The sequence below is a fragment of the Fontivita pretiosa genome, assembly GCF_050410795.1.
GTDB lineage: Bacteria > Planctomycetota > Phycisphaerae > Tepidisphaerales > Tepidisphaeraceae > Fontivita > Fontivita pretiosa.
Genome location: NZ_CP191258.1, coordinates 2,520,484 through 2,535,355 on the forward strand (window position 1 = coordinate 2,520,484; position 14,872 = coordinate 2,535,355).

Here is a 14,872-nt window from a genome sequence, read left to right on the forward strand (position 1 = left end):
TGCCCGCATTGGACCAAAGCAGGGACAACGGATCAAATGGAATCGTCAGCAATTGCCGATGGCGGCGGATGTGGGATCAGCCTGTCTCGAATGGTCGCGGCCAGTTCCGCGTCGCCGGACCAGACCACCACCCGCCAGCTTCCCAGCGTGGTCAACCCCAGGTAGGCATTCTGATGGATGACCGGGCGATCGACCACCTGGGCGGCGATCCCACGAACCTCGAGCTGATCCCGAAGCGTGGCGGCCTCCCACTGTTTGTCGGTTCGGTAGATGACCACGGGCGTCTCATCGGGTCTGGGGATTCGCGGGGTGATCGCGTCCGCGGGCCAGTCGTCGCGCAGCGGCACATGATCCCCCGGCCGGCGGAACGGCATGCCGCATTCCGGACATCTCCCGACGCTGGCGCGCAGGTCGTAGCCGCAGTGGGCACACTTGCCCTCGTCCTGGTCCGTCGTGCTGTGCCTTCGCCACGCCCACCAGATCGCGGCGGCGCAGAAAAGGGTGAAGATGACACCAAAGATCGACATCTTTGCGCGTCACTCGAGCAGGCCGTCACCAAAGTAGCCGCGAGCCGAAGCTCGCGGTTGCGTGCACCGTCAACGCACCTTCCGCTCATTCACACCTTCCCCGCCGCCAGTTCGCTTTCGATCGTCGTCGGCGTCTGGGCGATCACCTTTTCCAGCACCATGTCCGTCGTGATTCCTTCGGCTTCTGCCTCGAAATTGAGGATCACGCGGTGACGCATCGCGGGGATGACGCAATCCCTGACATCCTGGAAACTGACGTGGAATCGGCCATCCAGCAGCGCCCGGACCTTGGCCCCCAGCGTGATCGCCTGCGCGGCGCGCGGAGAGGCCCCCACCCGCAGGAATTGATTCACCATCGGCACGGCATACGGCCCCTGTGGGTGCGTGGCCAGCGTCAGACGAATTGCATAGTCCTGCACGTGCGGCGCGATCACCACCCGCTTGACAAGCTGCTGATGGGCGATGATCCGCGGGCCATCCAGAACCGGCTCAATCTGGGGTTTGTAGCCGGTCGTGGTCAGGTCCAGGATTTTCTTCAGTTCCTCGCGGCTGGAGTACTTGACCAGCAGCTTGTAGAAGAAGCGGTCGAGCTGCGCCTCGGGCAGCGGATAGGTTCCTTCCTGTTCCAGCGGATTCTGGGTCGCCATCACGAAAAACGGCTGCTCGAGCTTGCGCACCTCCCCGCCGGCCGTCACCTGCCTCTCCTGCATCGCCTCCAGCAGCGCCGACTGGGTCTTGGGCGTGGCGCGGTTGATCTCGTCGGCCAGGATAATCTGGGCGAAGATCGGCCCGGGCATGAACGTGAACTGCCGCCTGCCGTCGTGTTCCATGATCACGTTGGTGCCGATCACGTCGGCGGGCATGAGGTCGGGCGTGAACTGGATGCGGCTGAACTTCAGATGCAATGCCTCGGCCAGCGCGCGGATCAGCGCCGTTTTGCCCAGTCCCGGCACGCCCTCCAGAAGCGCATGCCCGCCGACGAACAGACACGTCAGCACACCATCGACGATGTCTTCATGTCCGACGATCGCCTTGGCGATCTCCGCCTGTACGGCGCGATAATCTCGCCGGAATGACTCACAAAGCTGCTGAACCTGCGGATCAATTCCGGGAACATTCGCTGCTGCTGCCATGATGCCCTCGTGTTACCTACAACCAATGAACAAGCGTCCATGACCGGCCAGGCCCCGATGACCGATGCCCAAGCGAAGACTGCGGGTTGACTGCTGGTGTCGCGTCATGGGCGCTTTGCTAATCCTGACCCTGCTCCTTTTGCCTGATGGCCTGCTGTGCCCGACGTTTGGCTTCCAGCAGGCTGCCGGTGTGCGCGCCGGCGCTTTGCGGGGCCGCCTTGGGCTGGGGCTTTGTCGGCGGGGGCGGAACCGGCTTGTCCGTCGCGCCCCCGACCACCTGCGTGATGTCTCCTTCGACACCAGCCTCGGCCTGGAACCTGCGCCGCGGGTCCGGCGGCGGAACGTCCAGCTCCGCCGCGGGCGTGGACGGCTCGGTCTTGAACTTCTGCTCGGCCACTTCCTCGCGCACGCGCTTCAGCGCCTCCAGCGTGGGCTTGGCCTCCACCTTCCGCACGGTCGTGAACGAGCGCACATACTCGGCCGTCGCCAGCGCCAGTCGCTTCGTCGCCGCCCAGTCCCAGGCGATCCTGCGGATCGCGACATCCAGCAGGATCAACCCCAGCAGCACCGGGATAAGGATATCCCAGATCGGCAGCGGCGAAGCGGTCCTGAGCAGCCCCTGCCGCGTAAACAGATCCGCCGATTCCGCGTCGAACGGCTGGAGAATCCGCCCGCCGGTTCTGCTGGCTATCTCGTGCAGGACCGTTTCGTTGCTCTTCAGATCCCGCAGCTCCGGCGAGCTGTTCACCGCCATGCCCGAAAGCATCACGCCGCTCTGGTTCTGCCCGCCGCGGTAGTTCAGCACCGCCACGTAGTTGCCCGGCTGCGTCGCGTCGAATTCTCCCTCGTATGTGCCCGGCCCGGTCTGCACCAGCCGCACGTTGATCGGCTGCATGTCCGGTCCGACGACCGTGCCGGCAACGGAAAGGAAATTCAGGAACGCGCTGTCGCGGTTGAGCGCCTCGACGACGATCCGGCCCTTGTCGCCAACCTGCGTTGTCTTCACGTCGAAGTCGGCGCTCATCGGCGGACGCGACACCGACCGCACCACCTGCGCCCAGAACTTCTCATAGCCCCCCGACGCCACCCAGTTCGCAGCCCATTTGTTGTACGCGTCGCTGGTCCACGCCGCCGCCTTGCCCAGTCCCGTCTGCCAGTGTGCCAGCAGCGGGTCGGCGTTCTTGCCGGCCACCAGCGGCAGCTCGATCTGCGGGTTCTGCTTGCGACTGGTCAGCACCATCCCGTAGATGTCCGGCAACTCGCTCAGCCCCCTGATCATCTCGCTGGTCGATCCGGCATTGGTCTTGACCGGGATGCCCTTGCGATCCTCGAAAATCAGCGACCGCCGAACCACCGTCGCTTCCTTGATGAAGATCTGCGGGAGCTGATTCGGATTGCTGTTGACAGGCCCATAGGCGCGCCCTTTGAGCTCGCGGGCGATCTGCTGCATCGTCGGCGGCAGGCCGCGATCCGACGTGTCGTGCGGATAGACGCTGACCGTGCTGACCGACACCTTGGCCTTGAGGTACTGCTGTACGAGATTGGCATTGGGCTTCTGCGGGTCGCCGTCGGAGATGATGATCACGTGCTTCTGCTTGGCGTCGGAGCGGATCAGCCCGCCGACCCCGTTGATGCCGTTCAGCGCCACGTCCATCGAGTCATCGAAGCTGGGCATGTCGCCAAGCCGCATGTTTTTCACCGCCGCGATGACCTTCGATCCGTCGCCCTTTTCGGCCAGAGGAAAATCCCACTGACTGCCGCCGGCGCCCGCCGGTCCGCGGCCGCGGCCCCAGTCGTAGCTGATCACGCCGATCTCGTCGCGGGCGCTGAGGGTCTCGATGGCCTTGATGGCGCACTGCTCGCCCCAGTAGTTGCCGTCGGGCATCTCGCAGGAGTGCATGATCAGCACCAGCGCGCCCTTGGGCATCTGCCGCTGCGCGGGGATGTCCATGTTCACCGGCAGGACTTCTTCGAGCTTGCTTCCCTGCCACCCGCCGGCGCCGAACGAGTCTTCCCCGCCGATCATCACCAGCCCACCGCCCATGTCGTGCACGTAGGTGGCGAGCATCCTCTCCTGCTCATCGCCCAGCCCCCCGGCGCCGCGCGGCACGTTCGCCAGAATCACCGCGTCGTAGTTCTGAAGCTCGATCAGGCTCCGCGGAAACTGCTCCACGCCGGTGATCTCGGGATCGACGTTGATTCCCTGGCTGAGCAGCGCCTGACGCAGAAGCTGCCCGCGACCTTCGGGAACATTGTCGATGTACAGCACCTTGCCCTTGCCTCGCACGAACGTGAACGCTTCGGCCGCGTTGTTCTGCACGATCGTGTCACCCGCCAGACCCGCGGATTGCGATCCGTGGGCTCTTTCCGAGCCGGCGATCTCCGCGCTGACATTGGGCGCCTCGAACGTGGCGCGAAAGCGGTGGATCACATTGCTGCCCAGCAGCGGGGGTACCGCGATCCGCTCGACGTGTCGCTCCGTCGCGATCGTCACCGTCCGCGTCGCCTGCACGCCCGGCGTGGTCGCATCCAGATCCATCGGCTGGTTGTTGTGCAGGACGGTGAGCTTGCCGGTCACCGGCGGGTTGGTCGAACGCAGGATGACATCGATCGAGAACGGCTCGTTCTCGCGCTTCCAGGTCGGGGCGATGAAACGCTCGACCATCACCTCGTTTTTCACATCGTACTTCAGCGGCATCACGTCGATGGGCACGTGCTGCGCCGCCGCGGCGGCCAGTGCCGCCTCCAGGTCGCCGCCCGTGCTGTTGCCGTCCCAGATCAGCAGCAGCCGGTGCATCGCATCGCGCCCCAGCGTCGCCAGCGCCAACTGAATCGCCGACGCCACATCGGTGCCGCGTCCGGCCTCGCGGATCGGGCGGCTGTCCAGCGCCAGCGTGGTGTTCGGCATGGCGTCGATCAGCGCCGAGGAGTGGAAGCTGATCACGCCCATGCGATCGTCGGCGGGCTTGCGTTTGGGGTCGGCTACGGCACGGAGGTAGTCCTCGATCGAGGATTGCAGCGTCTTGCCGGGGAAGTCGCTGACGTTGCCGACGGACTCGCTGATGTCGCGCAGCGCGATGACTTCGACGATCTTGTTTTCGCGTTGCCAGCGCGCACCGCCCACCACCAGCACCAGCATCAGCAGCACCAGCAGCCGCGCCCCCAGCGCCACCCACCGCCGCACCGGACCCAGCCCCGCCAGCGACCGGATCCCCAGCCACACAATCGGCGCCGCCAGCGCCACGAACAGCAGGACCGCCTGCCACCAGCTCAGGTATTCCAGCCGCAATGGCCAGGCCAGGGCGAGGTTGGATGCCGCTGTTGCAGCCATAGCCACCAGATTTAACCACAGATCAGAACCGATGGACACAGATGTTCTGGCCCAGCTCCTGTGTCACGACCGTCTCGGTCGCGCCGCGGCCGACTTCCGGGCCATCCGACCTCACGTTGCCCGTTCGTGTCACGAGTGTCTCGGTCGTGCCATGGCAGGCCAGACGCACGCGGCACGCGCGTCACGGGCGACCAATCTGTGTTCATCCGCGTTCATCTGTGGTTTCAAAACTCGAACACCTGAAGCCGATTATTGCCGGCATCCACCGCCACCACCCGACCGTGCCGGTCCACCGCCACGCCCCAGGGGTAGGCCAGCTCTCCTGGCTCCCGCCCGGCCATGCCCCACATCGCAACACCCCTGCCAGTGTGCCTGTCGATCAACTGCACGCGGTTGTTGCCGAATTCGCACACCACCAGCCGGCCATTGTTGTCGAGGTCCAGCCCGTAGGGAAATCGAAATTCCCCCGCCCCGGAGCCAACCTTTCCCATCGTCCTCACGAACGTGCCGTCGGTCTTGAACACGCTGAGCCGATGGTTGCACGAATCGGTGATGTAGAGCAGATCATCCCTGATGACCATCGACTGCGGACGAGAGAGCTGCCCGGGACCGTCGCCGAAGGAGCCGAACGCGTACAGGCAGTTTCCCGCTTCGTCGAAGACCTGCACGCGGTCGTTGTCGCCATATTCGCTGACGAAGATCCGGCCTTTGGAGTCGAACGCCACGTCAGTGGGATAGATGAACTGTCCCGGTCCAGTGCCTTGCTGACCCCACTGACGCACAAGCCGCCCATCCGGAGAATAAACCAGCACACGGTGATAGTGCGTGTCCGGCACGTACAGGTTGCCATCCGGACCAACCGAAAGCCCCACCGGTTTTCCCTGCGCCCACTGCGGCGTGCGCCACTCGCCGATGCACTTGCCCCGGCGATCCAGATGCTGAATCCTGGCCTGTCGATCCACGATGAAGAACGTGTCGTCGAGCGGCGAGTAGGCGATCGCCCGCGGATAGATCACCTGAGCCGGCCCGACCCCCGTGCTGCACCAGATCGCCTGCGGCCTGGCGCGATCGCCGCAGCCGCTGATCAGCATCATGGCCGCCAGCGTGGTCGGGATCATGCGGCTCCAGCGATTTCCGATCCATCCCAGCGCGACCGCAATCGCGCCGAGCGCGATCACGATACCCGCCATCGCCAGGCTCGCTTCGATCATCGGATCGTACCGCAGCATGTGAACCCAGGTCATCAGCATGGGCACGAGCATCTGAGGCCGTTGTGGTGAGATCAGCACCGTCGCGGGAACCTCGCTGAGGGACAGGATCAGCACGAACATGGTGGCGGCCCCCAGGGTTGGCCAGGCGAGCGGCCAGATCACGTGCCGGGCGGTCTGCGCCGCGGTGGCGCCGTCCACCGCCGCCAGATCCCGCAGCCCGCGCCACGGGCGGCCCCACGTCATCGCCGCCGCCCACAGAACGATCCACCCGAAGCGACCGACGTAGGCCATCACCATGATCGCCACGCCGTCGTACACCCACCCCAGCCACGGGCGATTGTACAGCCGAATCAGCGCGATCGCGAGAATCTGCCCGCCGATCAGAAACGAGAGGATCGCGACGACCAGCAGCCCGCGCGTCGGGCGAAAGACCGACCCGAACCCCACCGCCGCCGCCACCGTCCCCGTGATTCCCGCCACCACGAGCGTGCCGAGGATCTGCGGCGAGAACTCGCCCCACCAGCGCATCACGTCAAACGGACGCTTCAGCGACATGCCCAGCGCCACCAGCGGCACAGCGAGCGTGACGGCCACGATCAGCCAGCTCAGCAGTGTCGCCGCAACCGGCGCCTCCAGCGCGCGCGGAAAGTCGGGCGTGTCCACCTGGTCCGCCGCCGACAGCACCCGCGCCCCCAGCATCGCCAGGATCGCCAGAATCGCGATGACCACGAGCATGGGCATGGCGGTTGCGACCGCGGCGGCGGCTCGCGCCTGCTGTGAGGCGCTGCCTTCGGCTGGCGGTTGCGCACCCATGATTTGCGTGATCGGGTTATCCGGTGATGAAAACGCGCCCGTCTCGAAGACCATCCGCACTTCCGTCGCGACAACGCTGATCCCCGTCGGCTCGTACACCGCGAACTCCTGCATTGCCAGCAGCGACACGATGCACCCCGACGCGACCATCGGCCCCAGCACCTGTCGAAACATCACGCGCTTCAGCACCCCGTCGAGCAGCGCCTGCTGCTGAACCTGCGCATCCGAGCGCCGCAGCGCCAGCCCCACGAGCATCGCCGGCACCGGCCAAAGCCATGTCGCCAGCGACCACACGCACCGCGCCACATCCGGCCAACTCGCCGGCAGAAAGTCCAATCCGAGGACTCGAACCAACTGCTTCCACCCGTACGCGATCACCAGCGAAGGCATGAGCAGGGAGATGGGAAGGACCAGTCCCACTGCCGCCGCCGGCCAGCCTCGCCCCCGCCCCAGCACCCAAGCCGCCGGCAGCCCCAGCAGCACCGCGACCACGCCGACGGCACCGTTGTAGAGGATCGTCCGCCCCAGCAACGCCACGCGGAAACCATCCAGACCCATGCCCGTGATCACGTGTCGGTTCAGCGCGATCTGCAAGACGACCCACGCGACCGGCAGCAGACAGCACAGCGCGATGATCACCAGCGATGAAGCCAGAAGGATGAAGGAAGAATCAGCGGCGGCGGGAGAAGGGCAGACGGCGGAGCACAACCTTCGCAGCTTCTGTCTTCGGCTCTGTGCCCTCATGGCGCCGGCGCAGCCGCGCCTGCGGCTTCCTTCTCCATCGAATTGAAATACTCGCGCACGGCGCGTTGCGCCTGGCGGCTGATCCGCTCCTGCTCCACTTCGTCGGTCTGCTCCTTCAGTGCCGACTCGGCCACCTGCTTGAGAGTCTCGATGGAAGCGCCCTTGAACGGCTTGTTGTCCTTGATGAAGCTGCTGGCCAGGAGCTTGCCTTTCTCGTCATCCTGCGACGGGGAGATTTCCGGTTTGACGCCGAACGGAGCGGCAGATTTGTACGTCCGATCCCCGGCGCCGATGCCTCCGGGATTCGGTCCGGCGAAGCCGGGCTGCAACTGCCCCTGCTGCTGATTGTTGCCAGCCAGGTTGGCGTTGGCATTCCACTGTCCACCGCCATCGCCCTGCCCGCCGGGATTGTTCCCGTTCATCGCATTCTGGGCATCGGCCTGAGCGGCCTGGCAGGCGGCCTGCGCCGCGGCGATCTGCTGCGCGTCCTGTGCCGCCGCCTGCATCTGCTGAAGCTGCTGCTGCATCTGGGCCATGGCCTGCGCCATCTGCTGGTTCTGCTGTCCCTGCTGCTGCGGTTGATTCTGCTGTCCCTGTTGCCCCTGCTGCGCCTGTTGCGCCTGCTGCATGGCCTGCGCCAGTTGTTGCGCCGCCTGCGCCATCTGCGCCGCCTGCTGCTGCGCGTTCATCTGCGCCTGCATCTGTTGCATCATCTGCTGGATCGCCTGCTGCTGCTGGGGATTGGGACCCTGCCCGTTGTTCATCTGCTGCATCATCTGCTGGGCCATCTGCTGAAGCTGCTGCATGGCCTGCTGATCGCCCTGAGCCGCCTGCTGCATGAGCTGCTGCGCCTGCTGGGCCTGCTGCTGGTTCATCCCAAGCTGTTGAAGCTGCTGCTGAAGCTTCTGCTGCTGCGCCGGGTTGTTGGCCATCTGGTTGAGCTGCTGCGCCAACTGCTGCATCTGCTCGGCCGCCTGCTTCTGCTGCTGCTTGTCCATCTTCTCGAAGTTCTCGATGGCCTTGCTCAGCTCGTCGATGGCGGCGGTGAACTCGCCTTTGGCGATGGCGCGGTGGGCGTCGGCGATCGGCCCCTGGCCCTCGATCGGAACCTGCATCGACTTAAGCAGCTTCATCTCATTCTGGGCTTGCGCGTATTTGGCGCTGCTTTTCACCTGCTGCTTCAGCGCTTCATTGACGTCCTGAAGCGCCTTGACCGCCGTGCGCGTTGCCTTGGCAGGGTCCGTGATCGGCTGCGCCAGCATCGCCTGGATCTCAGCCCTGGCCAGGCGAATCGTCTGCTCGTTCTGCGCGATCCTGGGCATGGCATCGACAGTGGCCAGCGCCTTCTCCAGGGTCTTGCGTGCGGCCTCGACTTTCTGCTGCTGAGCGACCTGCTGGCGCAGCTTTTCCTCGCGGCCGAAAAGCCGCATCGGATCGATCAGGAAATACGCCATCACCGCCGCCAGCGCCACCACGATCGTGGCATACGCCGGGCGCGGGAAGCTCATCGGGAAATGCTGCCGGAGATTGATCACGACTTGCTGGGCGGTGTGCTCGGCGTCCAGAACAGCGGCGCGGGCGAAAGGATCGTGTTCAGCGTGGCGAACGTACAGCGCCGTGCTGATTTTTTCCTTCAGCCCCAGCTTCTGGTCGATCGCCACCGCCGCCTCGCGCGCCCCCGGTCGCCTGTACAGCGCATACGCGACCGCCGACACCATCGTCAGCGCCCCGCCCATCCAGAGCCACAGTTGTGGCCTGGGTGGATGCACCAGGAAAACCCGGTCCACCAGCACCCCCAGCAACGCCGCCGACGACCACACCAGGCTCCCCCACGCCAGCGCCTGGACAAACCGCGCCAACGCCAGCTTGTTGCGGACCGCCGATACGTGATCATCCAGGCGGGACATCGTGGCCTCCGTTGTTGGCCCTGGAGAGATTGCCTTGCCGGCAATTCTATGCCCGCCATCCCATCGTCCACAAGCACAAACTCCGCCGTCTGGGCCACAGGCCCTTTGCAGCGAGCGGCCCTGGCGGCTAAAATCCACGCCGGGAGAGCAGGTCCGTGCCCTCGAACACCGCCCCGACACTGATCGACATCGCGCGCCAAACCAACACGAGTGTCAGCACGGTCAGTCGCGTGCTCTCCGGCGGATCCGTCGCCCAACGCATCAGCGCCGAAACCCGCGCGCGGGTGCTCAAAGTCGCCAGGCAACTGGGCTATCGCCCCAATCTGCTGGCCCGGGGTCTGCGCACACGCAAGACCCACACCGTCGCGCTGCTGGTCAGCGACATCTCCAACCCGTTTTTCAGCCGCATCGCCAGCCTCGTCGAGCAGGCGCTGCATCGCCAGGGGTATTCGCTGGTGCTGTGCAACAGTGGCGAAGATCCGCAGCTTGAGGACGAATACCTCAGCCTGCTGCCGCGCAAGGGAATCGACGGGTTGATCCTCGTGCCGCTGGTGCGCGCCAAGCGGGCGCTGACCGACATGTTGCCCAGGAACCTGCCGCTGGTGATCCTGGACCGCCCGATTCCCGGCATCGCCGCCTGCGTCTCCAGCGACCAGGACCAGTCGGCCAACGCGCTGTGCGATACCCTGCAGCGCGATGGAGTCAGCAAGGTCGCACTGATCTGTGGCCCGCACACGATCTACACCCACCGCCGACGCGCCGAAATCATCTCGCAGCGATTCCAGATCATCGCCCGGCACGAAGGCCCCGCCCAGCCCGACACCGGCCGACAGGCCTTCATCCGCTTCATCGGCCAGCAACCCGATGCCGTCGTCTGCACCAACAACTTTTTGGCGATGGGTTTCATCGACTCCATCGAGCAGATCGATAATCCGCCGGTCATCGGGGTTTTCGACGAGATCCCGCTGATGCACCTGCTGCCGCTGCCGATCGTGTGCAGCATGCAGGACATCCCGCTGCTGGCCGATGGTTGTGTGCGACAGCTCTTGCCGCAGCTTCAGGGCAGCGGCAGGAAGATCGAGCCGATCCTGCTGCCGGCGCGGGTGGTGACCAACAGGGCCTTTCAGGCGCGCCACGCCGGCGCCGCGTGAGGCGCGCTGCGGGCCGGATCATCTGGACCACTGGAACGTCACGTTCGATGCTTACCGGTCCTTGTCCCTGACGTGCGTGAAGTTCAGGATCCGATCCCCGACAACCACGTCGTAATCCCCATAAAACCCGACAAACCGTACCTTCCCATCCTCGCCCACGGTCGTTTCCATGTCCGTATTCCATCGCTTCATGAGCTGCTGGTAGCGCTGGCCGACGGGTGTCAGGGTCCAGTCCTTGTCCACCAGCGCGGCGCTGGGCGCCTGGTCCCACATCGAACCGCCCCAGAAGCCGAACATCACAAACGTCTGTTCCTGCGGCGTGCCGAAGATGATCCGCATGGTGTCCTCCAGCACGTCGGCCGACACATCCGGCGGCGTGTCGGGCTTGATGCCGAATTCGGTCAATGAGATCGGCAGCCCCACGACCGAAAGGTTCTGAAGCACGCGCGTCAGATGAGCGGCGCTGTGCGGGCTGCCGCGATCGGCATCGGGACGCTTGTCCACGTAGTACTGAATTCCCACCCCGCTCACCGGCCCGCCAAGCGCCAGAATCCGCTCGTACAGCTCGCGATACCAGTTGGCATACGGATCCGGATCGGCCTGCTGTTGGCCCGAGACTTTCCGCGGCAGGCTCGACCATTGAAACACGTTGTACTCATTGAGGTAGAGCCTGGTATTCGCCCCGGCCTGCTTCACAGCGTCGTCGGTCCACCTGAAGACTTCGGCGATGCCTTGCGGCCCCAGCGCCTTCCACCAGTCCGGCTCGTGGTACGGTTCGTTGAGCACGTCCAGCTCGACGTACCGCCGCGCGCGATCGCGAACGTAGTACTCGATCCGCTCGCGGATCTCCTGCATGAGCTCTTGCCTGGCCGCCTCCGCCGCCTGCGGATCGCTCGTGTCGAGCGCCCTGGCCAACAGCTCGTTGACCCACTTGGGCTGCTGGACTTTAAAGTCCCACAGCAGCGCGTGCATTCGCGAGCGCATGCCATTCCGCTCGGCGAAGCTCAGGCACTGGTCAACGAACTGCATCGTGACCACATCCCGCTCTTTCTCGTTGTACTGCCACTTGCCGCCATTGGATGGCACCAGCATGTTGAAATGCGACCGCACGAACTGCTGGAACTTCTCCGCATCGCTGCCCGGCGGCGGATCGGGCCTCAGAAACTCGTTGCTCGTGAATCCGTGGATCACTCCGCCGAAATTGAACGCGTGGCGGCGGAGCCGCACGCGCACGTTCGTGCCCGGGGGCACGCCTTCAATCGCGACTTCGGCACGCCCGCGTCGAAAATGCTCGATGTACGAATCGGCCGCGGCCAGCGCCGTTGCATCCGAAGCGTCATTCAGCACGGCCGCACCTTCCACGTGCAGGCGGTGGATGCTCAGCGATCGATCCGCGGCGGGCGGAGGCAGCTCGATGCGCAGGAAGTAGGTTCCCGGAGGCAGATTCAGCGAAGTCAGGTAATCGTTTTCCCGGTCCGTCACAAAAAAACGACTGCGGAAGTCCGCCACCGCCAGCCCGAGGCTGGTTCCCGGTTTCCCGGAGGCCCGAACCGTCAAGCGCACCTGCCCGGCCTGTTCCAGCCGCAGGTACGTGCCGATGTAGCCGCCGCCCTCCAGCGTCCATCCGTTTCCGCTGGCCTGTCCGGTCGATTTGAACACCATCGCCGCCGCATCAATGTCAGTCGTCGGCGCCGGCGCCGCGATCAGCCCACAGGCGGTGAACAACAGGATCAAGACGATGTGCATCATGTTGGCTCCTGCAAGTTGATGGAATCAGCGCGTTGTCGGTCCCGGCGGCGGGGCGGCGGGGTTGGCCTGGTATGTGGTCAACCACGCCTCGAACTCCTTGACCGCCTCGGCGCGACCCGTCGCCCGGGCAAGGTCCAGGGCGCGCTGACCGGCGGCGACGGCGTCGGCGCTGCGCCCCAGCTTCGCATACGCCTGCGACAACCTCACCCGCGCCTCCAGCAGGTCCGGCCGCAGCTCCAACGCCTGCTGGTAATGCGGGATCGCCTCCGAAGCCCGACCGGACTCCAGAAGCGCATTGCCCAGTCCCAGGCTTGTTTGTCCGGCCAGTGGCGACTTGCGGTCCAGCTCCAGTGCCGCGCGATAGTGCTGAATCGCCTCCTCGAGCTGCCCGGCGCCACGCAAAGCATTGGCCAACTGTGCAAGCGCCATGGGATCGCGCCCGCGGCGAAGGTTCACCGCCTCCCGCAGCACCTGGGCCGCCTCGGCGTGTTGACCCATCCGGTTCAGCGTTTCGCCCAGCGCCAGGTGGGTCTGCGGATCGCCGGGCGCCTGCTTCATCGCCGCTCGGAACTTCTCGATGGCTTCGTGAGGCTGTCCCATCCGCAGCAAAGCCTTGCCCCACCCCACGTACGCCAGATAAAAGCCCGGCTGAATCTCCAGCGCCCGCTGGAAGTGGGGAATTGCCTCCTGAGGTCGGCCGACATCGGTCAGCGCCCGCCCCAGGAAGTTGTGGGCCTGAACATATTGCGGATAGCTGTCGATCGCTTTCTGGAATTGCGTGATCGCTTCATTGAAACGGCCTTTTCGAGCCAGCGCCATGCCGTAGTTGTAGTGCGCCTTGTGATACCCGGGCTTCAGCCGCAGCGACTGCTGGAAGAATGGAATCGCCCGATCCACCTCGCCTGCCTCCACCAGCTCGCCGCCGAAGATGTTGTTGGCCGCCCAGGACGTCGGATTCTGCGCGACGGTGACGGCGTAGAGCTTGAGGGGATGCTGGTAGTTGGCGGCGGTCTTCCAGGCGATCCAGGACAGCACGCCGATCACGCCCGCCGCCGTGAGCAGCGCGAACGATGCGGCGGTGTCCTCGGCGCGGTCGTACCACGCGCCCCACGCCCCCGCCAAAAGCCCGATCACCCCAATGATGGCGATGTGCTGGTAGTGGTCGGCCACCAGCGACCAGCGCATGTACGTCACGTCGGTGAAGCCCATCACCGGGATAAGCGAAACACAGAAAAACCCCCAGGCGAACAGCACCGCACGGACCCAGGGGCTGCGGCGATACATCCACAGCACGGTCGTCACGCTCACCGCCGCGATCAGCGGCAGCCACCAGACCAGGCTGTCGGTGCGGATGTTCCACAGGGGATAGATGAACGAAAGGTTGATCGGCAGCAGAGCCTTGTACAGGTAGAACCAGATCACCGCGCCGGCGCCCAGCAGGCGCTGAAGGAAGCTCGCCTCGCGGATCACTTCATCAGCGCCATAGTTCTGAAACCAGATGTTGACCATCGCCAGGATGGTGGCGACGGCGAAGAACGGCGCGGTGCGCGCCAGATCCCACCAGGACAATTGCCCCTGGCGCCGCCACCACGTGATCCCCAGCAGCAGCAGCGGCAGCGGCGCGATCGATCCCTTGGCCAGCATCCCCAGCGTGAACACCACCAGGCTCGCCACCCACCATCCCCACGCGCGCCCGCCGCGATACAGCGGGCTTTGTTGTGGCGGCGGGGAGGATTCCTCGGCCTTGAGGTACCACCAGATCGACAACAGCAAAAACAGCATGGCCAGCACGTTCTTGCGCTGCGCGATCCACGCGACGGACTCGACATTGACCGGATGCACCGCGAAGATCGCCGCACCCGCAAACGCCCCGGGGATTTTCAGCCTGTTCAGCAGCCTCCAGATCAGCAGCGATTCAATGATGTGCAGTACAAGGTTGGTGACGTGATACCCCGTCGGATTCATGCCCCACAGCCGCCACTCGATCCACAGCGTGCTGTAGGTCATCGGCCAGTAGTCGAGCTGTTCGGTAGAGGTCCAGAACTTGATCAGTCCGTCGGGGTCGCGGATGAGCGTGTTGTTGGTCAGCAGCAGGTCGTCGTCGAGGATGAACGCCCCGCCAAGCGCTGGCCAGTAGATGAACAGGCACAGCGCGGCGATGATCGCGACGCCAATCAGCACGTCGCGCCAGCCGGGGCGTCGGTCCTGCTGAGCCTGGGGGAGATCCGCGTCGCTGGAAATGATCACGGCGCGCGGTGCGGGCTGCGCGACTTTCGCGGAAGCGTCCGACATCGAGCACTGATGAT

At 65.1% G+C, this 14,872-nt stretch carries 8 protein-coding genes; 1 reads left to right on the forward strand and 7 read right to left on the reverse strand.

Features of this window, described 5'->3' with window-relative positions; all coding sequences use genetic code 11:
* Nucleotides 1-32 precede the first annotated feature (32 nt).
* The 5 genes from ACQS5P_RS10235 to ACQS5P_RS10255 form a co-directional block, all read right to left on the reverse strand.
* Entirely contained in the window at nt 33-527 is a 495-nt protein-coding gene (locus tag ACQS5P_RS10235; protein WP_428940793.1) for a hypothetical protein, read from the reverse strand.
* 89 nt (nt 528-616) lie between these two features.
* Entirely contained in the window at nt 617-1,660 is a 1,044-nt protein-coding gene (locus ACQS5P_RS10240) for an AAA family ATPase (RefSeq protein ID WP_428940794.1), read from the reverse strand.
* 118 nt (nt 1,661-1,778) lie between these two features.
* Complete coding sequence (locus tag ACQS5P_RS10245; protein WP_428940795.1) at nt 1,779-4,991, reverse strand: hypothetical protein; 3,213 nt, start codon at nt 4,989-4,991, stop codon at nt 1,779-1,781.
* A gap of 224 nt (nt 4,992-5,215) precedes the next feature.
* Nucleotides 5,216-7,759, reverse strand: coding sequence for a 6-bladed beta-propeller (locus ACQS5P_RS10250; protein WP_428940796.1), 2,544 nt, complete (start codon nt 7,757-7,759; stop codon nt 5,216-5,218).
* Nucleotides 7,756-9,666, reverse strand: coding sequence for a hypothetical protein (locus ACQS5P_RS10255; protein ID WP_428940797.1), 1,911 nt, complete (start codon nt 9,664-9,666; stop codon nt 7,756-7,758). Before ACQS5P_RS10255 ends, ACQS5P_RS10250 begins: the two co-directional genes overlap by 4 nt.
* Before the next feature lie 155 nt (nt 9,667-9,821).
* Between ACQS5P_RS10255 and ACQS5P_RS10260 the strand changes: the two genes are divergently transcribed.
* The gene (locus ACQS5P_RS10260; protein ID WP_428940798.1) at nt 9,822-10,817 is read left to right on the forward strand and encodes a LacI family DNA-binding transcriptional regulator; all 996 of its coding nucleotides are present in this window, start codon (nt 9,822-9,824) and stop codon (nt 10,815-10,817) included.
* A 51-nt stretch (nt 10,818-10,868) separates the two neighbouring features.
* Here the strand turns inward: ACQS5P_RS10260 and ACQS5P_RS10265 are convergent, their stop codons facing one another.
* Both ACQS5P_RS10265 and ACQS5P_RS10270 read right to left on the reverse strand, forming a co-directional pair.
* Nucleotides 10,869-12,566 (reverse strand): endo-1,4-beta-xylanase, encoded by a 1,698-nt coding sequence (locus tag ACQS5P_RS10265; RefSeq protein ID WP_428940799.1) that lies wholly within the window; start codon nt 12,564-12,566, stop codon nt 10,869-10,871.
* Nucleotides 12,567-12,590: 24 nt separating this feature from the next.
* Nucleotides 12,591-14,858 (reverse strand): tetratricopeptide repeat protein, encoded by a 2,268-nt coding sequence (locus ACQS5P_RS10270; protein WP_428940800.1) that lies wholly within the window; start codon nt 14,856-14,858, stop codon nt 12,591-12,593.
* Nucleotides 14,859-14,872 lie beyond the last annotated feature (14 nt).

Excerpts from the sequence above, each read along its gene's own strand:
- ACQS5P_RS10245 (WP_428940795.1), bottom strand. The coding sequence starts at position 4,991 with ATGGCTGCAACAGCGGCATCCAACCTCGCCCTGGCCTGGCCATTGCGG.
- ACQS5P_RS10240 (WP_428940794.1), bottom strand. The coding sequence starts at position 1,660 with ATGGCAGCAGCAGCGAATGTTCCCGGAATTGATCCGCAGGTTCAGCAG.
- ACQS5P_RS10250 (WP_428940796.1), bottom strand. The coding sequence starts at position 7,759 with ATGAGGGCACAGAGCCGAAGACAGAAGCTGCGAAGGTTGTGCTCCGCC.
- ACQS5P_RS10265 (WP_428940799.1), bottom strand. The coding sequence starts at position 12,566 with ATGATGCACATCGTCTTGATCCTGTTGTTCACCGCCTGTGGGCTGATC.
- ACQS5P_RS10255 (WP_428940797.1), bottom strand. The coding sequence starts at position 9,666 with ATGTCCCGCCTGGATGATCACGTATCGGCGGTCCGCAACAAGCTGGCG.
- ACQS5P_RS10235 (WP_428940793.1), bottom strand. The coding sequence starts at position 527 with ATGTCGATCTTTGGTGTCATCTTCACCCTTTTCTGCGCCGCCGCGATC.
- ACQS5P_RS10270 (WP_428940800.1), bottom strand. The coding sequence starts at position 14,858 with ATGTCGGACGCTTCCGCGAAAGTCGCGCAGCCCGCACCGCGCGCCGTG.